This is a genomic window from Hellea balneolensis DSM 19091 (assembly GCF_000428525.1).
In the GTDB taxonomy this organism is placed as follows: domain Bacteria; phylum Pseudomonadota; class Alphaproteobacteria; order Caulobacterales; family Maricaulaceae; genus Hellea; species Hellea balneolensis.
This window is the reverse complement of the sequence record NZ_AUAC01000002.1, coordinates 918,963-940,735: the sequence shown is the minus strand read 5'-3', so window position 1 is coordinate 940,735 and position 21,773 is coordinate 918,963. Positions and strand designations below refer to the sequence as shown.

The following is a 21,773-nucleotide window of genomic DNA, read 5'->3' as shown; positions in this document are numbered from 1 at the left end:
ATCACGTCTGGGGACACATTTGAACCGCTCATTCGCGCCCATCAGGGCGCGATACGGGCCTTCCTGCGGCGGCTCACGAGAGAGACCGCTTTGGCAGATGACTTGGCGCAAATATGTTTCATGAAAGCTTATGAGCAGCGACACGGCTTAAGAGAGAGCAAGGCTGCAAAGTCATGGCTTTTTCAAATTGCTTATCGCAGTTTTATCGATCACCAACGCAAAGAGGCGAGGCGGCGCGGCTTGGCTAAAAGTCATATCGATGAGGATCCCTTAGAGGCGCCTGCGGGACTCAAAATGGATATTGAGGCGGCCATGAATAGCCTTCCCACTGAATGCCGCGCTGTTGTGATACTTTGTTTATCCTATGGCATGAGCCATAGCGAGGCTGCATTGGCTACGGATTTGCCGCTTGGCACGGTGAAATCTCACGTCTCGCGAGGTAAAGACAAACTCAGGACTTTCCTTAGCGCCTATGAAAAGGTACATTAATGATGATGCAAGATCCAAATGATAACCTCTTCAAAGATGTATTGGCCAATTATACTGCGCCTGTCCCAGAGGATGGGTTTACGCAAAACCTAATGGCTCAAATTGAAGTGAAGTCTAAGCGTCAAGAGCGCATTCGCCGCGTGTCCATTTATGGGGCGTCATTTGCCGGCGGGCTTATTGCGGCTAGTCAGTTTCCGGCTCTTTTAAATATGATAGCAAAAATACAAGTCGCGATTCCGTCATGGCCTCAAGCAGAAGCACTCCCCTTTTCAGTATGGAGTATTGCGGGTCTTGTCCTTTTAAGCTTTGTTCTTTGGGCGGCCTTTGATAGGAAAGCTTCTGATATTTTCTAATCGGAGCCGATATGCCAAACACCTATGCCGACAAATTCATTGCCGAGGGCGGGGCAAAATTTGAATTGTCAAAATGCCCTACAGAGGTTGATATCTTCTCAGGTAAGTCCTCCGCCCGCGCGGCGATTAAGGATCATGCCAAAGCGATACAGCCTTTGGCGCATAAGCTTTATGGTGAAGCTGACCGGTCATTACTCATCGTTTTGCAAGGAATGGACACCTCGGGTAAGGACGGCACCACGGCGGCTATACTGCACCGCACGCCGCCGCTTAATGTAAAGGTCGCAAGCTTTAAAGCGCCCACCAAACGTGAACTTGCTCAAGACTACCTCTGGCGCATTCATAATGTCTGCCCCGGTAAAGGTGAAATTACAGTCTTTAACCGCAGTCATTATGAAGATGTTCTGGTTGTCAAAGTTAGAAACTTTGCCCCCGCCGCGAAAATTGAGCAGCGCTATGAGCAAATCAATAATTTTGAGCGGCACCTGACGGAAAATGGCACAAGGATTTTAAAATTCATGCTGCATATTAGTCATGAAACGCAAGGTGAGCGGTTGAGGGAGCGCTTGGAAGAGCCGCACAAGCGGTGGAAGTTTAATCCTGGTGACCTTGAGGATCGCAAATTATGGCCTGATTTTATGCAGGCTTATGAGACCATGGTGCAGCGCACCAGTACTGATCACGCGCCTTGGCATATCATTCCCTCAGACAGTCGTTCAACGCGCGGGGCTATTATCAGCGGTATTGTTAAAGACACACTGGAGCAGATGAACCCGGAATACCCTGACCCAGGTTACCGTCCGAGTGATTTTAAGATTGACTGATAAGTCTTTAAAAATAAGGCGCCGGTCTTTTGCCATGTGGCTCGGCAATTTTGTTCGTTTAGCTTTACTCATATTTCTCGCTGTGAACCTTTATGCAGTGGCTTTGCGCTTTTTTCCTGTTCCGACAACTATATTGATGATGCAGCGCGGCCTTAGCGGGGAAGATATAAAGCGTGACTGGACACGGTTGGAGGACATCTCGCCTTTTGTAGTTGAAGCCGTGATGGGCGGCGAAGATAGCCGTTTTTGTGAACATGAAGGTATTGACTGGGAGGCTATTGAACAAGCTTTTGAGGACAATCAAGAAGGCGGGCGGCGGCGCGGCGGCTCAACCATTACGCAGCAAACGGCGAAAAATGTCTTCTTCTGGAATGGAGGTGGTTATGTTCGCAAAGCAGGTGAAGCGTGGTTCGCTAGCTTGATTGATTTCGCTTGGGGTAAGCCGCGCGTTATGGAGGTTTATCTAAATGTTGCCGAATGGGGGGACGGAGTTTTTGGTATTGAAGCCGCTGCTCAAGCCCGTTTCGGTAAATCGGCAAATAAATTATCACAACAAGAAGCGGCCCTGTTGGCAGCTGTGCTTCCCAGTCCTAATAAGTGGCGATTGGACCCGCCGACAAAATTCGTGAGGGGGCGGGCAGGAACTTTGCGAAAACGAATGGCGGTAATTCGGAACTCAAATTACGCGTCATGCGTTGTTGAACTGAGGCCTATTGAAATAGCGCCAGAAAGCTCCGCGCCGCAAACACCCAATGCCGAAGCTGATACGGCCCCGGCACCAGCACCAGAAACAAAGGTGACATTGGAGGAGGTTTTAGACGCGGCAAAGCAAAGCCTCCCGCAAGATTCTGCCAAAGAGAAGGACGATATTGATATGACCAAGACTGATATGACTGACACATCGCTTCAAAGCCAAACGCCCCAACCGCAACTTCTGGGACAGACACCGCCTGTTGAAATCCCGCCCATTGACCCGGCAACCATACCAAAGACACCGAATGAAATAGCGCCTGACGTAACTCCCGAAGCGCCGCGTGATATTCCGCAAGAAATCCCTGTGCAGAACCCGCCCGCAGAGATACCTCAACGTATCGACACGCCGCGCGTGCCGCCCGAAGATTAATGAACAGCCAAAATAGCTTCGGCTAGTCTGGGAATGTTGCTGGCATTCGCGCCGGCAATGTTAATACGGCCGGACGGCATCAAATAGACAGCATGCTCATCGCGCAGTCGTTCCGTATGCTCAGGACTGAGCGGTAAAGTCGAAAACATCCCATTTTGGTTTTTGATAGCCGCCGCCATAGCCTCGCCGCCTTGAACATTCAGGGCTTCGGAAAGAAGTTGGCGCAGACCTAGCACACGCTCTCTCATTTCGGCCAATTCTTCGACCCAGATTTTGCGTAAGGACTCGTCACGTAAAATGCGCGTCACAAGCGCGGCGCCATGATCTGGCGGCATTGAAATCAATTTCCGCTGAATAGCGCCAAACTGACTTTTTAGTACTTTTGCTTTTTCGGATGATTGCGTGATCGCGGCAATCAAGCCTGTCCGTTCTCTATACAGGGCGAAATTTTTTGAACAACTAGCCGCGAGCAGAACTTCCGGGCATGTCTGAACGACCTTGCGAAGCCCATAAGTATCTTCTTTCATACCGCGCCCCAAGCCGAAATAAGCTAGATCGATAAAAGGAAACAAACCGCGTTCTTCCATAAAGGGCGCGAGGCGGTCCCACTGCTCTGGTGATAAATCAGCGCCTGTCGGGTTATGGCAACAGCCATGAAGTAAAATGATATCCCCGCGTTTGGCATGTCCATCCAAGTAGGTGAGCATATCCTCAAAATCTACGCCCAGCGTCTCTCTGTTATAATAAGGGTAGCTACCCATGCGCATTCCTGCGTCAGAGATCAACGGAATATGATTGGCCCATGTCGGTGTTGAGGCCCAAACAGTCGCATTGGGGGCGGCGACTTTTAAAAGCTCTGCGCCGAGACGTAAGGCTCCTGACCCGCCCGCCGTTTGCGCCGCGCCGATACGGCCTTCTTTGAGGGCTTGGCTGTCAGCGCCTAGCATAAGCTCAAGCATATCCTTACAAAAATCTTGGTTCCCTACTGTGCCGACATAGGTTTTGGTCGTCTCTTCCCGGTTCCACATTTCCTCCGCGAGCTTGACGGATTTAAGGATAGTCGTAATTCCGCTTGAGTCCTTATAGACACCAACGCCGAGATCAATTTTCTCAGGCCGCGTGTCAGCTTTACATTTTTCCATAACAACCATAATCGGATCATTCGGACGGGGAGCAACTGACTCAAACATAATAGCCTCAAAAGGTATGAATTTCAGGGCCACGCGTTAGCGGAATTAACGGGGGTTGGAAAGCCTCAATTCGTGCATGGTTTACTTTTGCCGCGTGCCCAGATACGGACTGTTTTATAGTTATAAAGGATTAGATATGCTTTTCGCCATTCCTGCCATAGGGCTGCCTGTCATAGGTTTTTTCCTTTATACCCACAAAGTCTTGGGCGGTGAAAATCTCTCTAAATATGATCGTGATGAGGCTCCCACATTTGAAGTCCCCGAAAACCCAGAAGGCATAGACCGCCTAAACGCTTATCTGAATGAGGCGTTTGGTATGCACGGGCAGTCCGCCACGGCGTCCACGGGATGGTCTGCCAAGCGTGAGCGTTTTGATGCAGCAGGACTTGCAAGGGACCATGATTGTGAATTTCGCAAAGATAGTTTTGAAGCTAATGGCGTAACCATTGACGGGGCCTGGACATTGGTCGAGGGCGCTGACCCAGATAGGCGTATCCTGTATCTTCACGGGGGAGCCATGACAGTTGGCAGCGATATTAGCCATAGACCTTTGACCTATAATATAGCGAAGCGCACAGGCTGTGCGGTCTTTGCTGCGAATTACCGCTTGATGCCGGAAAACTCTCGACAAGCGACGATTGATGATAGCCGCGCAGCTTATGCTTGGATTTTGGAAAACGGTCCAGACGGGGCTGCTCCCGCGCAAGCTGTCGGTGTTGCGGGTGATTCTGCAGGCGGAAACCTGACACTGATGGTGAGCCATTGGACGCGTAAGGCGGGCCTTAAAAGACCGGATGCTATTGTCGCTCTATCGCCCAACACTGATTCAACGATTTCCAGCCCGTCAATGAAAGAGAATTTACATACGGATCTGATGCTGACGCCACTATTGAAAGATGTGCTGAAAGCGCCCCGAACATTATTACTATGGGGATTGCGTAAGGCTTACGGGTTCAATCCTTCCAACCCTGTGATCTCTCCAATTTTTGATGATCTTTCCGATTTGCCGCCAACCCTCCTACAGGCCAGCAGCTCTGAAATGCTTTTTGATGATAGTGTGCGTTACGCGGCTAAAGCCAACTTGCAGGGGTCTGATGTTAAGTTTCAGAGCTGGAATAACTTACCGCATGTCTGGCAAATTTTTGATGATTATCTGAAAGAGGCACACGACGCCTTGGACGAAATTGGAGTATTTTTCCGTGAAAATGGATTAGATGGAAAATAAATAAGTAAATTAAAACAATATCTTAATGTGTTTATTTTGCCTTCAAAGCTTTTCTGAATGGAAAATGAAAGCTAATATCAGAGAGAGTTCAGACCTTCTTAGCTAAACCTGTTTTATCGGTCGGGCATATTCCCTTCCGGAGCCAAAACAGGAGAAACACCATGGCAAAATTAAATGCTAAAAAAACTCTCGCTGCTGTAGCTCTGGCTGCGGCGACATTCGCTACTCCAGCTCTCGCACATGCGGGGAATTATTCAACGACCTCATATAATGATGACTGCCGCACAAACACCCAAGACCAAGCTGTTGCCGGTGCTATTGGTGCCGTATTAGGCGGTGTTCTGGGGTCTCAAGTATCCGGTAATGGGGCGCGCACAGAAGGCTCTGTCTTGGGCGCGGTTCTAGGCGGCGCTGCAGGCGCTGCGATTGCTGACGGCAACAATGATTGCGATAAAATTCGCAGTCGTTCTACATATCGCGCAACAACGACAAGCCGAAATTATAATAGAGCTCCCGTTGTGACAACGGTGCGTCACGATAATCGCGGATATAATCGAGGTTACAGAACGACGACGCGCAGTTACGATCGTGGAGTCCGCAGCTATGATCGTGGTTACAGAAATGACCCTGTTGATCGTATTAATCGTCGCATGGATTATCTTCGTAAGCAGAGGGCTGAACTCAAGCGTGAGCAGAGCTATTATGGTTACAGCCGCAGAATTGATCGCCGTTTATATGATATTTCATGTGAATTGGACGAATTAAAGAAGCGTAAGCGCCGCGTCAAAAAGGTCGAACGCCGCCGCGCGGAACGTCACTATCACTAATATAATCTCTGATAGAGTGCATATGATGTAAGCTAATATTTAAAGGCCCGGCTCTGTTCGGGTTTTTTGCTATCTATGGTTAGTGTAAAAATAGCTCGCCTAAAAGGCGAGTGCTTTTGTTTTAAGATGCCGAGAATGTTAGAAATTCCTTAACTGGCGTGAGGCTTGCATGAAAATTGCGATAAGCGCCAAGCCCATGGGGGTAAGCGGGTGTTTGACCTATATTCGGCGGAGGAGCCAAAAATGAAATTTCTTATGACAACGGCGGCTATTGCCGCCATGGCCTTAGTGCCGCAAGCCGCGCAAGCACAGCTTTTTGGCGGCTTGGATAATGGAACGCTTTTGGGCGGCACAGTTGGTGCCGGTCTTGGCGGTGCAATCGGGTCAAACCTTGCTGGTTCTGGTCAGCGCGATGAGGGCACGGCGATAGGGGCTGTTGTTGGCGGACTTGCTGGGGCCGCTTATGCCAATAGCCGCAGTAACTATTATGGTAACCCTTATGCGGGTCAATTTAATCCTGGATTTAACGGTAGAAACCTTATCGGTGCCGGTGTCGGTGCAGGTCTTGGCGGCGTTATCGGCTCTAACCTTGCCGGAACAGGTGTTCAGCAAGAGGGTACAGCAATTGGGGCTTTGTTGGGCGGCGCCGCGGGTTATGCCTTGGCAAATCGCGGATCTTCACGCTACGGGAATCTTGGTCCGCAAGGAGGATTTGGTCCCGGCCCGATTGGCGGCAGTTTTGGTCCTGTAGGCCCCGGATTTAACGGCGGCCCTGTTCCGGTCGGTCCGGGTTTCTCCGGCGGCCCGGCATTCGGAGCGCCCAGTTTTGGAGCTCCGGCTTTCGGCGCGCCTTCTTTCGGAGCTCCGGGTTTCGGCGGCCCTGCTATGCCTAGTGCGCCTATCATGAGCGGTCCTCAGTTCATTAATTCAGGACAATTTATTTCAGGCCCGATTATCCCTGTAACACGCTATGTTCAGCCTGCGCCGCAGCCTATCATAATGTCTCAACCCCGCACGGTTTATACAGCACCTGTCTCAACGAGTGTAACATATGCTGCGCCGAATATGAGACTTGCGGGACCACCTATTCGTCCGACTGTTATTCGCCGCACCATCACGGTAGAGCCAGCCCCAACCGTGCGTGCCCAGCGCGTCGTAGCTGAACCTGCAAATTGCCCTTCAGGGACAACTTTGCAAAGTGATGGGTCTTGCCTTGAGCAAACAATTACTTACGCCACGCCGGAACCTGCCTACACACCTCCGGCGCCGGTTATCGCAGACCCCTATGTCGCGCCTCAAATGGCCGATTGTCCGGCAGGAACTACACAGCAATCAGACGGAACATGCATGGAGCAAAGCGTGACTTATTCAGCGCCGGCTCCAACTTACACGGCTCCCGCTCCGACATATGCAGCCCCGCAAATGGCGGGATGTCCCTCGGGAACAACAGCGCAATCTGATGGAACGTGCCTGTCTTCAGCTGTCACGAGCTATGCGCCGTCTTACAACAATTCGTCTTCGGTCACGACCTCGTACCGTGCACCAACGGTATATTCTGAGCCGACGCAGATGTATCAGGCTCCGAGTAGCCAGTCACATTCCGGTGGTGAGTATTGTTATGCAGGCGGTTCCAAGCGCTATGATAGCTTGGGCAGGGAGATCAAAAAGGGTGATCATGATCACTGCCGTAACCACTAAACGTGGTTAATAATTCCTTAAAAGCGGCCTTTTGAGCCGCTTTTTTTGTGTTTTAGCCACTGAGTCTAGTTTTTGCTTTTCAGGAACCATTCAGCTACGCAAGGGTACAGAGAGAACATAGCATCGGGGAACGGTGCGCTTTAACATAGGAGTTTCCCATGAATTTCAAACTCGGATTTGCCATTGCAGCCGTTATCACAGTTGCAGCCGCGCCTGTCGCCTCTGCGCATGATAACGGATACAACCATTCACATCAAAGCCGCTCCAACGGTGATCAACAGCTAGTCGGCGGTGCTGTCGGGGCTGTTCTAGGCGGTGTTTTGGGCTCACAGGTCGCAGGTAGCGGCGCACGTACCGAAGGCTCTGTCTTAGGTGCCGTCATTGGCGGCGTAGCAGGAGCCGCGATCGCAGGTAACGGAAATGATGGCCGCCGTCACTATGGCGGAAACGGCTACTACAATAGCAATACCGGCTATTATGGCGGTCATAATAGCGGGCACAGCCACAGTTATGGTCACAGCTATCCAAGGACCTACACGACAACGACGTATAGTCGTCCTGTTTATCACAGTTATCCAAGCACATATTATGGGAATAGCGGATATTATTCTCGTCCGCGCACAAGCCTAAGCATCAATATTGGTTCAGGTGGATATTATGGCGGCCGTGGCTACTACACACGTCCCCACTATACGCGGCCGCGTCACCGCGCATATAGACGCGTTCATCATCGCCGCAGACACTAATTTATATAAATAATTCAAACCCCGCTCTTCTTGCGTTTTGTAAAACGCTAGGGCGGGGTTTTTTATTTGCGGGCGACATATTTGTCTCTATAGAGCTAATAGGAATCTAAAAGAGTGTCATAAATATGTTTAAGCGTCTTTCTATTTTTTGTAGTTTTCTGGCGCTTAGTGCCTGTGAGACTATTCCTGTTACACCAGAAGATGTTTCCTTGATCAATAATCAAGAAAAGTCGGTTATACTTGCATCTTACTATTCGGAAAAAGAAGACGTTTGTTATCATGGTTATTTGAATCTGATGAATGTTGATACGCGTAAAGTTTATAGCTTGGGAAGTTTCAGAGGGTCGAATATTGTTAAGCCAACGCCTGGACGAATAGCAGTAGCGCCCGGTACTTATAGAATAGCTTCAGGCACCTGCGTTGGTTATCAAGTTTCTGCAAATCTGCCCTTAATTCAAACGTGGTTTGAAGACTTCGAAATAAATCCCGGGGAGGTCGTCAATATTGGTCGTCTGAAACCTGTTGATTTTGACTTAAAATCTTTACCTAAAAGTCAGCTTGGACGCGCCGTAAATGTGCTCTTTTCATTGGGTAGCCGTGCGAATGAGACTACATATGTTACTTATAGCTTTGACGCTGAAAATGAGTCTTATGTCAAAGCCCTTTTGGACAAAAAGTATCCAGAAATTCAAACGAAACATGTCACGCGATTGCCTAAATTGAGGTTCAGCGAAGATGAGTTTAAAGCAGTCTTAATAAAAGCTCATGAAGCAAATTCGGATGGTGAAATGCCGACCTCAGAACAGGCGCGTGAACGTGTTGCTGCGGGACTTAGCGAATTTATGGAACAGCGAAAGTAATCTAATTCTTGCGGGCGTGCAGCAAATATTCCGTGTTTCCCGACCCGCCCTTTATCGGAGATGTACAGGTCGCGGTCACATGCCAGCCTTGCGCTGTCACCCAAGCGGAGACATCAGATAAGGCTTGAAGTGCCAGGCTTTCTGATTTGACGAGGCCGCCGCGTCCAATACCCGCTTTGCCGACTTCAAATTGTGGTTTGACGAGGGTGATAAGATCAGCTGATGTTGCCGCGAGGGTGAGGGGTGTTTCCAAAACTTTCATCGCGGAAATAAAACTGGCATCACAGACGATAAGCTGTGGAGTGATGTCAAAATGTTCCGCGGTCAATTCCCTCGCATCCTGCCCTTCCATAGAGATGATTTCAGCAACGTCGTGCAAGCTCGCATGAAGCTGTCCGTGCCCGACATCGACCGCATAAACCCGCGCCGCGCCTTTTTGACGAAGCACATCCGAAAACCCGCCCGTAGAGGCCCCGACATCCAAACAAATTTTGTTCTCAACTGAGACTTTGAATTCTTTCAATGCATAAGCGAGTTTCAGCCCACCGCGAGAGACCCAAGGGTGCTCGGCTTTGGCGCTTATGTCGTTAAGGTCAGAGAGTTTTTCAGACGCCTTCTTCAGGCGTTTGCCATCCACTTTGACGAGACCAGCTTTAATGGCGGCCTGCGCCCGCGCGCGGGATTCGTAATAGCCGTTGGAGACGAGATAGAGGTCAGCTCTCATGGCAGAGGCGGACTGGACCACCCAAGTAACAGTGATGCGCCATGTTTCGTCTTTCCTAGGGTATCTAGTCTGAGACCCATAGTTGTCGCAAACGCTTCTAAATCTTCTTTCCACAGAGCTTCGGGATGAAAAGATTGCACAATCATTGCGGCAGCGTGGGCATCAAAATTCTTGGCCTCAATAATCGCGGAGGCGGTACGATGTAGTAATTGGTATCGTAAATGTTCTATGTCTGCAGACAGACCCAATAATGTTTTCAAATATTCAATTCGTATTTTTTTACCGTCCGAAGCGTTTACTAACCACTCTCCTACTGTAGGGCCAAAAGGTTCAGCAACTTTGGCTTCAATCGCGCAGACAATTAGGCCTTCAGTTGATTTTACGAGGGCGAAAACATCGGTTTGACTTTCTCTTCGGCCACCCGGCAGTGGCGTTTTCCATTCAGGTATGGCTAGAAGAAGCTCTGGACTATTCAATCCTGACTTATTGAGGATACCCTCTATATCTGAAGGCAGACCTTTGGACTTTTCCCAATGGACAGCTGCAGATTTTGCAGAATAGCCATCGCGCCACTGTTTTTCTGGGTCAGCTAGAAACCTTTGCCAATCTTTGGGGGCGTCCGTCGGAATAAAAACTTGGCCCTTCACTTTAAGCTAAATTCGCCCGTGTCGCTAATTCTTGTCCTAGCGCTTTAAACACAGTCTCGACAATCGCGTCCGCATCCAGTCCCGCCTGTTTATACATTTCCGCAGGGGTATCTTGATCGATGAACGTATCCGGTAGTGTCATGGTGCGGATTTTCAGGCCGTTATCCAGGCGTCCATTTTTGGCCAGATTATGCAATACGAATGCGCCAAATCCGCCAACCGAGCCTTCCTCGATGGTAATCAGGACTTCATGCTCATCGGCGAGGCGGCAGACGAGTTCGCTATCAAGCGGCTTGGCAAAACGCGCATCAGCGACAGTAGCAGAGAGGCCGAGTGTTTCGAGCTGTTCCGCCGCCATCATCGCTTCGCCGAGGCGCGTGCCATAGGATAGAAGCGCGATACGCGTGCCTTCGCGCAAAATACGGCCTTTGCCGATATTCAGCACTTCAGGGTTTTCAGGAATGTCTATGCCCGTCGCTTCGCCTCGCGCGTAGCGGAAACCTAACGGCCCTTCATTATAGGCGACGGATGTGGCGACCATGCGGGCGAGGTCGGCTTCGTCTGCGGCGGCCATCAGCACCATATTGGGCAGGCAGCCGAGATAGGCGATATCAAAGGCACCTGCATGGGTCGGGCCGTCTGCACCGACAAGACCTGCGCGGTCCATCGCGAAACGCACGGGCAGGTTCTGTATACAAACGTCATGGACAACTTGGTCATAACCGCGTTGCAGAAATGTGGAGTAAATCGCGCAGAAGGGTTTAAATCCATCCGCCGCTAATCCTGCCGCGAAAGTTACGGCGTGTTGTTCGGCAATGCCGACATCAAACATGCGGTCCGGGAAGGCTTTACCGAAAATATTCATCCCCGTTCCGCCCGGCATAGCGGCGGTGATTCCTACAATTTTGTCATCCGTTTCAGCTTGTTTGACCAGTTGATGGCCAAAGACAGAGGTATAGCTTGGCGCATTTGGAATGGACTTACTCTGCTCGCCTGTGACGACATTGAATTTGGACACGCCGTGATATTTATCAGCGGAATTTTCGGCAGGGGCATAGCCTTTGCCTTTTTGCGTGACCACGTGGATTAAGACGGGGCCGTCTTTCATCTTTTTCACGTTCTCAAGGACAGGGATGAGCGCGTCGAGATCGTGCCCATCGACAGGCCCGACATAGTAAAAGCCGAGCTCTTCAAACCAAGTGCCGCCCATAAACATGCCGCGCGTATATTCTTCGGCTTTTCGGGCTGTGGATTTAATTGGGCGAGGGGCATCTTTGACCATAGCTTTGCCTGCGCCGCGTAGTTTTTGATATCCGCCAGAGCTAACCATTTTCGCCAGCATATGACTCATGGCACCAACTGGGGGCGCGATGGACATATCATTATCATTGAGGATAACAATTTGGCGGGAGTCTGTCGCCCCGGCATTATTCATAGCCTCATAGGCCATCCCGGCTGTGATGGAGCCATCGCCGATGACGGAGATCACGTGACCATCGCGCCCATCCAAATCACGCGCTGTGGCAAAGCCCATCCCCGCAGAAATAGAGGTTGAGCTATGAGCGGCCCCGAAGGGATCATATTCGCTCTCGGCGCGTTTAGTAAATCCAGAAAGCCCGCCGCCTTTACGAATTGTGCGCATGCGCTCGCGACGACCCGTCAAAACCTTGTGCGGATAACATTGATGGCCGACATCCCAGATAAGCTTATCTTCAGGCGTGTTAAAGACGTGATGGATCGCCACGGTCAGTTCAACGACACCCAGACCTGCGCCTAAATGGCCGCCTGTCACGGAAACAGCGTCGATAACCTCCGTGCGGACTTCATCGGCAAGCTGCTTAATCTGCTCGCGCGAAAAATCCCGCATATCAGCAGGGAATTTGACTGTGTCTAAAAGGGGCGTGTCCACCATGCGTTTATCTCTTTTTATTCCGCCCCCTTAATGGGAACGGTTTAGCACAAAATCTACTGTATCACAGAGGGTTTGTGCAGAATTTCCAAAAGGTTCAAGGTGACTCTTTGCCCTTTTGCCCAATTCAGCGGCTTTTTCTCTTGCGCCTTCAAGGCCGAGAATTGACACAAATGTGGCTTTCCCAAGGTTTTCGTCTTTTCCGACGGCTTTGCCGAGCGTTTCGGCGACGCCTTCAACGTCAAGGATGTCGTCTTTGATCTGAAACGCGAGACCCATATCCTGAGCGTAATCTTCCAAAGCAAAGAATTGAGCTCCGCTCGCGCCTGCCAGTATTGCTCCTGCTTTCACAGCATATTCAATTAACGCGCCTGTCTTGAGGTCTTGAAGCTGCGTAATAAGCTCTTCATCTCGGTCGGATTCTGAGACCGATATATCAATCACTTGTCCGCCAATCATGCCATGGGTACCGCCTGCTTGTGCGAGGCCGAATACTAAATCAAGACGTTTCGCGGGGTTGGGGTGGACGTCCTCCCGTGTGAGGAGTTCAAAGCTGTGTGTTAGCAATCCATCGCCTGCAAGAACCGCTAGGGCTTCGTCATAGGCTTTGTGTACTGTCGGCTTACCTCTCCGCAGATCGTCATCATCCATGCAGGGAAGGTCATCATGGACGAGAGAATAGACATGGAGGCATTCAAGGGCCGCCGCCGCGATGCAAACACCTTTATCTGAGTAGCCGAGCATCCGCGCGGTCTCGATCATTAGGAATGGCCGCAAACGTTTTCCACCGCCAAGAGTCGCGTAGCGCATAGCTTCCATAATGACCGATTGGTGGCCTGAGGGGACAGGGAGAACAGCGGCGAGTGTGGCTTCCATCTGCTCCGCGACAGAGGCGAGGCGCGTTGGGAAGTCATCCGACATAGTAGCGATTGAACTAGCCAGCATCAAAAGGCGCCGTGCCGTTTGCATTGCCATTACCGTCCAGAACAATTTTCTCGACCTTTAACTGAGCATCTTTCAGCTTGCCTTCGCAATGCGCTTTCAGCTTCGCCCCACGCTCATAGATGGAAATGCTTTCTTCAAGCGGAGCTTCGCCGCGTTCTAGTTTTGCGACAATGCCTTCAAGCTCTTTCAGCGCGTCTTCAAAACTCATATCCTTAATGGCGTCTGCCATATTACTCTCCATATCCGGTGGGGCGTTCAAAACGGCGATGGCTCCAATGCAAATCGCCATTTTGGCTAACACATTTCCAGCCGCGTTTTTTTAGCGAACCCTTTAGCATGCGGTTAAACCATCCATGTGCAGAGACGTAAACAATTTTTCCGCCTTTTGCATGACTCGCCAACACATCGCACATTGCATTCGCGCGGGCGCGGGCATCGCCGTGGCTTTCCATACCATCAGGCCATCCCCAGTACCAAACAATACGTGACCATGTCCCCCAAGTTTTGGGACGGAATTTCATTTGACCTAGATGCGGGGGTGGCAGCGCCGCTTCGATTAAGTCATCATAAACGAAATCAGGATTACGCCCCGAAGCAAGCTCAGCTGATTCTCTTGCTCTTCGTAATGAGCTTGAAATCACCACATCGGCTTTTTCGGCCCAAGCGCGCAGTTTTTTAGGAATTTTTTGTTTCTCAGCCAATCCGCCAATGTCGTATTGTTTCCACCAGTCGCGATATTCGCGCCATGTCAGTTGAACCTTACGGGACAAAGCCGGTTTTCCGTGGCGGGCAATTATGATTGTATCAACGCTCATGTAATGCGGCTTTTGCCCTTAAACGGCCTTCAGAGTCTATAGGCTTTATTTTAACAGCTTTATGACTATATCGGTATTATGACGCCATTTCCTTTTGAAGCCGCACATCCTGTTTATCCCGCTGGAACAATCGTGATGATCCGTGTTTTTGGCGGTATTAAGCATTACGGCATCTGCACAGGCTACGGCACAATTATTCATACGTCGCGCCGCTTTGGACGTGTGGCAGAGTCGGATTTTGATATCTTTTGTCACGGTCGCCGCGCTGTGGTCGTGCCGCACAGTTCGCCCATTGATGGAAGCGCGCTCGTTGCGCGGGCTCGCTCCCGTAAGGGACAGCGCTACAACGTTCTGAACAATAATTGTGAGCATTTCGTGACGTGGGTTGTCGAAGGAAAGGGACGAAGCGCGCAGCTCGGCCCTGTCGATGCGCGGCGACTTTCCAAGGATTAGACATTTGAGCCAAAACAGCTTTACGCAATATGTCGCTCGGGAAGTATAAATTTACACTCTGATAACTATGTCATTTAGCGAAGCTTTAAATGGTTAATGCTAGTTAATTGGAAGGCGGGTTAATTTTATCTCGCATTCACATATGTATCTAGGGTTCATCTATGCCTTCCATTTGGCGCAAATATCTAGGCAATACACGCGGTCACTTTGCCGTTCAGTTTGCCCTGTTGGGGCTACCTTTGGTCGTTGCAACTACATTTGTAACGGATTATTCCAAAGCCGAAACTGAGAAAGTTAATGTAAAATCGGCGCTAGACGCGGCAGTTGTGGCGGCTGTTAATAATAACTCACTCTCACTGCCTCAGAAAGAGGCTTATGCCAGAACACATTTTATCGAAAATTACGATGGTAAAATTGACTTTGAACTAACCCCTAAAGCCGAGAATAACCGTGTTGAAATGTCAGCCTTTGGTGTTTCTCCTGTTTCTGTCGCTGAGACGCTTGGGATTAACGGCATTGAACTTTTTGAAAAAAGCGCTGCTGTACAAACCTCTGAAAATGTTATTTGCGCCTTATCGCTTGCCACCGATAAAGCTGACGCCATTACGTTTAAAGGTAATTCGACCTTTACTGCGCCAACCTGTTCTGTGCATGCAAATTCAATTAGCCCTGATGCAATGCGGGTTGTCGGCAATGCGCAAGCCAGAGCCAAGAATTTTTGTGCAGTCGGCGGTGGCCGCGGACTTTTCCAACCATATGTTAAGAGCGACTGCGCCGTAGTGGATGATCCCTATAAATATGTACAAGCGCCCGAAGCCGGACCCTGCAAAGTTGAAGCAAATATAAGGGACATACGAGCAGAAATATTGGCCGCCGAAGAGCAAATAGACAGTGCCGCCTCTGCCCTTTTGGCGCGCTTTGGCGGAAATCCTGCAGATGGTGCAGGAACAGCCCAATGGCTAGCTAGCTTATTTGAAAATGTTACAGGCAGCAACCGAACATTACAGCCGGGCACTTATTGCGGAGGCCTCACAGTGGATGGACGAAATGTCCGTTTTGCGCCGGGAAATCATATCATATTAGGTGGGCCGCTTGTTTTTAAAAACGGAGCGCAAGCGATAGGAGAGGACGTTACTTTTGTTATGAAAGGTCTTCCGTCAGTTCTTCGAATTGAAAGCGGCGCAAATGTAAATATCAAGGCGCCTTCAACTGGCGAACTAGCAGGACTAGCCTTTTTCCAAGATGTTCAAAGAGAGCTTGGCGTCGAGGGCATTTTTCCGAATGGTGAGAACCTTCTCAGCAGCGGCGGTTCTTTAAACGTAACGGGGACAGTCTATTTCCCAACGCAATCTGTGAAAGTTGTAAGTGATTCTGTGTTCGGGGCTGAAGCACCCGCAACATCATTCGTAGCTTATGATCTTAGTTTTGCCGGTAATGCCGATATCCGCGTGGCCGTGGATCATCAAGAAGCGGGCCTGCCGCCGATCATGCCGCGTACCGAAGATGGCGCGCGCCTCGTTGAGTAAAGAACTACCCTGCTTCTTCTTTAAGCATTTCAAGCTCTAGCCATTCTTCTTCACAAGTTTCGAGTTTCGTTTTCACTGCGTCTAAATCTGATATGGCTTTGTTAAACTTATCAGGATCGGATGAGAAGAGATTCGCATCCACCAGAATAGCTTCAATTTTTTTTATGTCCGCTTCATGCTTAGCCATTTCTCCGGGCAGTTGTTCCAAACGGAATTTATGTTTGTAAGACAGTTTGCCCTTTTGCGGAGCCGCCGCTGCAGTGTCATTTTTCGATTTGTGTCTTTGTTCCTTCTCAGCCTTTTTGCGCTGTTGAACACCATGGCCGCGCTGGTTGATCATGTCGGTATAACCGCCCGCATAGCTCTGCCATTTGGCATCGCCTTCAAAACCGATAGTGCGCGTGACGGTGCGGTCAAGGAAATCTCTGTCATGAGAGACCACAACAACAGTGCCGTTATAATCCGCGACAAGTTCTTGCAAGAGATCCAAGGTTTCTAAGTCTAAATCATTGGTCGGTTCATCTAGTACAAGGAAGTTACTCGGCAGACGCAGCCCTCTCGCGAGCTGTAATCGCCCGCGTTCTCCGCCTGACAGTGCGTGAAGGGGTGTTCGCGCTTGTTCGGGAAGAAACAAAAAATCTTTCATATATCGAATGACGTGAACAGAGCGGTCGCCGACTATGACTTTATCACCGCCATTATCGGTCATGGCTTCGGATAATGTCCATTCAGGATTAAGGCTTTCACGTTTTTGATCCACGACAAGAGGCTCGAGATTAACGCCGAGGTCAATGCGCCCGCTATCGGGTTCTATCTCGCCCATCATAAGCTTTAACAAAGTGGTCTTGCCCGACCCGTTAGGGCCAACAATGCCGATACGTTCTCCGCGAGTGATTTTGATGGAAAAATCATCGATAATCACCTTGCCATCATACGCTTTGCTGACATTTTCAAGCTTAGCTACGGACTTACCAGATTTTTGGCCTTCCGTGACAGAGATATTCGCGCCTCCAACAACTTGTTTCTGATCGCGCACTTGCTGACGCAGCGCCCCTAAATCTTTGAGGCGTTTGACATTACGCTTGCGGCGGCCGGAAACCCCGTGAATAACCCAGTGCTGTTCTCTGTGAATTTTGCGCTCCAGCTTATGACGGTCGAGTTCTTCCTGCTCTAGAAATGCATCACGCCAATCCTCGAAATGAGCAAAGCTCTTTTCAAGCAAGCGGGTCTCACCCCTATCCATCCATAATGTTTTTCGAGATAAATTTTCCAGGAACCTTCGGTCATGTGAGATTAACAATATGGCTGAGCTCATTTGCTTTAGCTCACCCTCAAGCCATTCAATGGCGGGTAGGTCTAAATGGTTTGTCGGCTCATCCAGCATTAAAATATCAGGCGAGGGGGCTAAAGTTCGAGCCAAGGCTGCGCGGCGCTGCTCTCCGCCCGACATAACGGCCGGATCTTCATCCCCAGTAAGGCCCAAGGCATCTAGCAAATAAGGAATGCGAAATCCGTCATCTGCGCCGACCAGGCCGGCTTCGATATAAGCGCGTGATGTCTTAAAAACTGAGAGATCAGGCTCTTGCGGCAGATAGCGCATGGTTATGCCTGGTTTCAGAAAGCGCTCGCCTTTATCCTGCTCCACCATTCCTGCTGCAATTTTCAGCAAAGTCGATTTACCAGATCCATTTCGACCAACTAAGCAAAGGCGCTCACGCGGCATCACGGTGAGCTCAGCTCCCTCTAATAATGGAGTCGTGCCAAATGTCAGATGGATATCTGATAATGTCAAAAGAGGCGGAGCCATACTATCTTTCTTAAAACTACCGCGCCCCTATCCCGTATTAAGAGAGCAAGTTCAAGCTATTGCCTCTCCTAGAATTTGTATTTCTCAATATGACCGAGAGGATAGTAAAGGCAGTCATATTGAGAGCTAATTATCATGAAGGATAATGTGGGTATAGCGCTTGCATATTTCTGCCTTCCTTACACAAGAAATAAGGTATAGCGCTGTAGTCGGAGCTAAGGATTTCATGAAAAATAAGTTTGAAGGAAAAACCGGGCGTGCTGTTCCGTCGAGGCGTTTATCGCGTCTTGCCGGATTGGGCGGCATGGCGGTCAATATTGCCGGCGGTATGGCTGCTGGTGGTGTAAAGCAGCTCGCATCCGGCAAGCGGCCCAAAGTCTCAGATCTGTTCATGACGCCGTCTAATGCGCGAAAACTCACTCGTCAGCTCTCAAGTATGCGCGGCGCGGCTATGAAAATCGGCCAGATGATTTCTATGGATAGCGGCGACTTCTTGCCAAGAGAGTTTGCCGATATTTTAGCGCGTCTTCGCGCAGATGCGCAGCACATGCCGCGGGCGCAGCTCAATAAGGTCTTGAAAGCAGAATGGGGTGAGGGCTGGCAAATGAACTTTGCAGAGTTTGATTATCGTCCAATTGCGGCGGCCTCTATCGGGCAGGTTCATAAAGCCAAAATAAAAGGCGGGGATTATGTGGCGATTAAAGTGCAATATCCTGGCGTAAGAGACAGTATCGATAGCGATGTTAAAAATGTTGCGGGGCTTTTGAAAATGTCCGGCATGGTTCCGGCTTCACTGGATATAAATCCGATAATAGAAGAAGGCCGACAGCAACTTCATCAAGAAGCTGATTATGTCAGAGAAGCCGATTATCTTTGCCGTTTTGGCGAGCTTTTGTCAGGCGAGGATAGCTTTGAGGTTCCAGGCTTTTATCCCGAATTCTCTACGGATAAGATATTGACTATGTCCTTTAGTGACAGCCGCCCGATTGAGGATATGGCCGATGCACCGCAAGGCACCCGCGACAAAATTATGCGGCGGCTTATGGATTTGACGTTACGTGAATTATTTGCATTCAAGCTTATGCAAACCGATCCCAATTTTGCCAATTATCGATATGATATGAAAACTGACCAGTTAGTGCTTTTGGATTTTGGGGCTAGCCGCCAAATTGATGACACCTTGAGCGGTGATTATAAACGTCTTTTGCGAACCCTTTTATCGGGCACGGCAAAGGACACTTTTGACGCTGCCACTGAAATGGGGTTGTTGCCCGCGAACATGAAACCGAAAGAGGCTAATGCGGTTGTAGAGATCATTGATCTTGCCATGGCGCCTCTGGGCCAAGATGGCCCGTTTGATTTTGGGGGTAATGGCCTTGCGGCAGATCTGCGGGATAAGGCCATGAGCCTGGCGGGAAATCGAGAGCTTTGGCATGTTCCGCCCGCCCATATGGTCTTTACGCAACGTAAACTCGGGGGTGTCTATATGCTAGCCTCACGGTTGAAAGCGCGGGTTAATGTGCGGGAATTGCTGGAAACCTATGTTGCGGAATAAAGAATTTGGGATCATTTGAGGGCCTAAACTTAATCATGGGCTTAACATGACTCTCTATCCACATAGCTGAACAATATGTTAATGGCGCTTTCAGCTTGGCCTAAGTTTTGCTATTGTATAAAGCATCATGACATATTTTTCCCATATTCGCGCGGGCCTGATTTCGACAGCTTTGCTCCTGACCACAGCTCTTGCGAGCCCTGCCTTTGCGGAAAGCCTGCCTGAAATTTCTCCGCGTCAAATCGCAAGTGATGTGGAAGTAAGATATAATCCGCAATCAGGCGTAAAGGAATATATAGCGCCAAGCTTTGACCCATTTGAAGAGGATCGCAGTATGGCCGGTACGGCAAGTCTGCGGTCTGTCTCCAATGCGACCACGATTGACGGTCAGTCTGTGCGCGGCGGGGCCTTATTGGATATGACTTTCTATTATAACTCTGCCAGTAACGACCCCTATGATACACGCGGGTATGAAGATGCTGTTTATCTTTCAGGTGAATATGCACCAGTCACGCTGCGTAATAACCGAATTCTCGAATGTAATGAGCAGGTTCAAGACGTGGTCTATTACCATGAGGATTATTATCGCCCGTCACTTTATGTGAATTTATTCCGGCCTTATCGCCACTATCGCGGTCATTACCGTTATGACCGATTTGGAGACCGGGGCTTTGGCCGTGCTTATGGCTATTCCCGTGGGTATCGCGGTTATCGTGGTCGCAATGGATATCGTGGACGGCTAGACAGGCATGATCGCCGTAGCAACCGCAATCGCCGCGGGAGTACGACAGATCAAATTATAGATCGATCCGTTGATCGCGCCCGCCGCACTGTTACGCAGCGAGAAGAACGTGCCGCTACGGGTCGCCGCATGGACAGAACGCCTTCTGCAAGACGGGATAGCCGCAATGAAAATCGCCGGGAAACCCGCAGAAATCCAAGCCGCGACCGTATTGATACACGGTTCGGAGGCCGCGATGGCTTCTTAGGTGGCCCGCGCCGCTTTGGCAGTAATTCCGGTGCCGCCGGACGGAGGTCAACGTCTTCAAGTGCTCCCGCGCCTCGTGCAACGACCTCACGAGCTTCCACGCCCCGCGTGCGTAATGAAAGCCTTGCAGGAGCTTCCGCAAGACGAGCCGCGCCTCGCGAAGACAGAGCTGTTCGCCGGGAACGTGCACCAAGGGCCATTCCGCGCCAAGCCGCGCCCCGGGCAGCAGCACCTGCACCCAGAGCGCAACGTGCTGCACCAGCGCCTCGGCCGCAAAGAGCAGCCCCAGCCCCGCGTCCTCAGCGAGCAGAGCGCAGCAGACCTGCACGCCTCGATCGTGCTGTGCGTCGCGCCCGTGAAATTAAATCCAGTAATGCACCAAGACGCGGATTGGGCCGCAAGGGGGCTAAGCTAAAAATGATGGGTTTCTTACCAATGGCCTCGTCTTGGTCGCGTAACGTTGTGCGCAATGTTGATACGCAATGCGCGCGTGAGGAAATGCTCACAGTTCACATTCCTCAGGACCGCTTGGATGCCTCTCGCTTTGATGGCTTAACCGTTTTGGTCTTGGATCGTACAGGTCAGGAAATACCGGTCTATGTGCCGCCTAATTATATTGAAGGCTTCCGCCAAGCCGTGAGCGGACGTGTGACGCCAGATGTATCTTATCAGGCCCCGCGCCAGACGTCTCCAGTTACGCGCGAGCCTATCTATCAAGAACAGCGCCCTTACAGTATCGAGTCAGCACCCTGTCCTGCCGGTACAACGAAGCAAAATGACGGAACATGCCTTCAAGGCGGCTCTGTCACACTGGGCGGATATCCGACCCGCTAGGCTTCATTGTATAATATTGGCACAGATATTGTGCCAATATGCGTAATCTTAGGAAGCTTATGTCTGAGTGCCGCGCGTTATGGCCATATAAGGCATAAAAAACTGGCACGCATTCTGCAACATCATATTCGAATGCAGAGGACCACTTCCTTACTTCCTCCTCATTCCCACGTTGCGGCTTAATGCTCCCACTGAGAGCCGCTACTATGTTAGTTTAAAAAACCTCGCTCTATTC

At 50.2% G+C, this 21,773-nt stretch carries 21 protein-coding genes; 13 read left to right on the top strand and 8 right to left on the bottom strand.

The window, feature by feature from the left end; all coding sequences use genetic code 11:
- The 4 genes from F569_RS16505 to mtgA are packed head-to-tail and all read left to right on the top strand — an operon-like array spanning position 1 to position 2,789.
- Positions 1-489 (top strand): RNA polymerase sigma factor, encoded by a 489-nt coding sequence (locus tag F569_RS16505; RefSeq protein WP_084168783.1) that lies wholly within the window; start codon positions 1-3, stop codon positions 487-489.
- A complete protein-coding gene (locus F569_RS0104635) occupies positions 489-842 on the top strand; it encodes a hypothetical protein (protein WP_026941245.1) in 354 nt (117 codons plus the stop codon). The genes F569_RS16505 and F569_RS0104635 overlap by 1 nt, the downstream gene beginning before the upstream one ends.
- 11 nt (positions 843-853) lie before the next feature.
- Positions 854-1,666 (top strand): PPK2 family polyphosphate kinase, encoded by an 813-nt coding sequence (locus F569_RS0104630; protein WP_026941244.1) that lies wholly within the window; start codon positions 854-856, stop codon positions 1,664-1,666.
- Positions 1,667-1,700: 34 nt separating this feature from the next.
- Positions 1,701-2,789: a monofunctional biosynthetic peptidoglycan transglycosylase gene (mtgA, locus tag F569_RS19310; RefSeq protein ID WP_154813638.1), complete on the top strand. Its 1,089-nt coding sequence runs from the start codon at positions 1,701-1,703 to the stop codon at positions 2,787-2,789.
- On the opposite strand, the gene F569_RS0104620 is transcribed toward mtgA, so the two are convergent.
- The gene (locus F569_RS0104620; RefSeq protein ID WP_026941243.1) at positions 2,786-3,979 is read right to left on the bottom strand and encodes an amino acid aminotransferase; all 1,194 of its coding nucleotides are present in this window, start codon (positions 3,977-3,979) and stop codon (positions 2,786-2,788) included. The genes mtgA and F569_RS0104620 overlap by 4 nt on opposite strands.
- 136 nt (positions 3,980-4,115) lie before the next feature.
- On the opposite strand from F569_RS0104620, the gene F569_RS0104615 reads away from it, so the two are divergent.
- From F569_RS0104615 to F569_RS0104595, 5 genes are all read left to right on the top strand, one after another.
- Positions 4,116-5,204 carry an alpha/beta hydrolase gene (locus tag F569_RS0104615; RefSeq protein WP_026941242.1) on the top strand — a complete coding sequence of 363 codons (1,089 nt, stop codon included), beginning with the start codon at positions 4,116-4,118 and terminating at the stop codon, positions 5,202-5,204.
- A gap of 161 nt (positions 5,205-5,365) precedes the next feature.
- On the top strand, positions 5,366-6,031 hold the full coding sequence (locus tag F569_RS18780) for a glycine zipper 2TM domain-containing protein (protein WP_051279306.1): 666 nt from the start codon (positions 5,366-5,368) through the stop codon (positions 6,029-6,031).
- Between the two features lie 243 nt (positions 6,032-6,274).
- Entirely contained in the window at positions 6,275-7,729 is a 1,455-nt protein-coding gene (locus F569_RS19485) for a hypothetical protein (RefSeq protein ID WP_154813637.1), read from the top strand.
- A gap of 158 nt (positions 7,730-7,887) precedes the next feature.
- Complete coding sequence (locus F569_RS18770; RefSeq protein WP_026941241.1) at positions 7,888-8,475, top strand: glycine zipper 2TM domain-containing protein; 588 nt, start codon at positions 7,888-7,890, stop codon at positions 8,473-8,475.
- A 125-nt stretch (positions 8,476-8,600) separates the two neighbouring features.
- Positions 8,601-9,335 carry a hypothetical protein gene (locus F569_RS0104595; protein ID WP_026941240.1) on the top strand — a complete coding sequence of 245 codons (735 nt, stop codon included), beginning with the start codon at positions 8,601-8,603 and terminating at the stop codon, positions 9,333-9,335.
- Position 9,336: 1 nt separating this feature from the next.
- Here F569_RS0104595 and F569_RS0104590 read toward each other — a convergent pair whose 3' ends face one another.
- The 6 genes from F569_RS0104590 to F569_RS0104565 are packed head-to-tail and all read right to left on the bottom strand — an operon-like array spanning position 9,337 to position 14,375.
- The gene (locus F569_RS0104590) at positions 9,337-10,059 is read right to left on the bottom strand and encodes a TlyA family RNA methyltransferase (RefSeq protein ID WP_034387201.1); all 723 of its coding nucleotides are present in this window, start codon (positions 10,057-10,059) and stop codon (positions 9,337-9,339) included.
- Complete coding sequence (locus F569_RS16480) at positions 10,056-10,706, bottom strand: DUF6946 family protein (RefSeq protein WP_051279302.1); 651 nt, start codon at positions 10,704-10,706, stop codon at positions 10,056-10,058. The genes F569_RS0104590 and F569_RS16480 overlap by 4 nt, the downstream gene beginning before the upstream one ends.
- A 1-nt stretch (position 10,707) precedes the next feature.
- Positions 10,708-12,618 (bottom strand): 1-deoxy-D-xylulose-5-phosphate synthase, encoded by a 1,911-nt coding sequence (gene dxs / locus F569_RS0104580; protein WP_026941238.1) that lies wholly within the window; start codon positions 12,616-12,618, stop codon positions 10,708-10,710.
- A gap of 27 nt (positions 12,619-12,645) precedes the next feature.
- Complete coding sequence (locus F569_RS0104575; RefSeq protein WP_026941237.1) at positions 12,646-13,560, bottom strand: polyprenyl synthetase family protein; 915 nt, start codon at positions 13,558-13,560, stop codon at positions 12,646-12,648.
- Positions 13,550-13,789, bottom strand: coding sequence for an exodeoxyribonuclease VII small subunit (locus F569_RS0104570; RefSeq protein WP_026941236.1), 240 nt, complete (start codon positions 13,787-13,789; stop codon positions 13,550-13,552). The genes F569_RS0104575 and F569_RS0104570 overlap by 11 nt, the downstream gene beginning before the upstream one ends.
- A gap of 1 nt (position 13,790) precedes the next feature.
- Complete coding sequence (locus F569_RS0104565; RefSeq protein WP_026941235.1) at positions 13,791-14,375, bottom strand: histidine phosphatase family protein; 585 nt, start codon at positions 14,373-14,375, stop codon at positions 13,791-13,793.
- A 78-nt stretch (positions 14,376-14,453) separates the two neighbouring features.
- On the opposite strand from F569_RS0104565, the gene F569_RS18765 reads away from it, so the two are divergent.
- Both F569_RS18765 and F569_RS0104555 read left to right on the top strand, forming a co-directional pair.
- Positions 14,454-14,828, top strand: a complete 375-nt coding sequence (locus tag F569_RS18765) for a lecithin retinol acyltransferase family protein (RefSeq protein WP_051279300.1) — start codon at positions 14,454-14,456, stop codon at positions 14,826-14,828.
- A 161-nt stretch (positions 14,829-14,989) separates the two neighbouring features.
- Positions 14,990-16,354 (top strand): pilus assembly protein TadG-related protein, encoded by a 1,365-nt coding sequence (locus tag F569_RS0104555; protein WP_026941234.1) that lies wholly within the window; start codon positions 14,990-14,992, stop codon positions 16,352-16,354.
- Positions 16,355-16,358: 4 nt separating this feature from the next.
- Here F569_RS0104555 and F569_RS0104550 read toward each other — a convergent pair whose 3' ends face one another.
- Positions 16,359-18,161, bottom strand: a complete 1,803-nt coding sequence (locus tag F569_RS0104550; protein WP_026941233.1) for an ABC-F family ATP-binding cassette domain-containing protein — start codon at positions 18,159-18,161, stop codon at positions 16,359-16,361.
- 226 nt (positions 18,162-18,387) lie between these two features.
- Between F569_RS0104550 and F569_RS0104545 the strand changes: the two genes are divergently transcribed.
- Both F569_RS0104545 and F569_RS0104540 read left to right on the top strand, forming a co-directional pair.
- On the top strand, positions 18,388-19,716 hold the full coding sequence (locus tag F569_RS0104545; RefSeq protein ID WP_026941232.1) for an ABC1 kinase family protein: 1,329 nt from the start codon (positions 18,388-18,390) through the stop codon (positions 19,714-19,716).
- Between the two features lie 127 nt (positions 19,717-19,843).
- Positions 19,844-21,538 carry a hypothetical protein gene (locus F569_RS0104540; RefSeq protein ID WP_026941231.1) on the top strand — a complete coding sequence of 565 codons (1,695 nt, stop codon included), beginning with the start codon at positions 19,844-19,846 and terminating at the stop codon, positions 21,536-21,538.
- Positions 21,539-21,773: the final 235 nt, after the last annotated feature.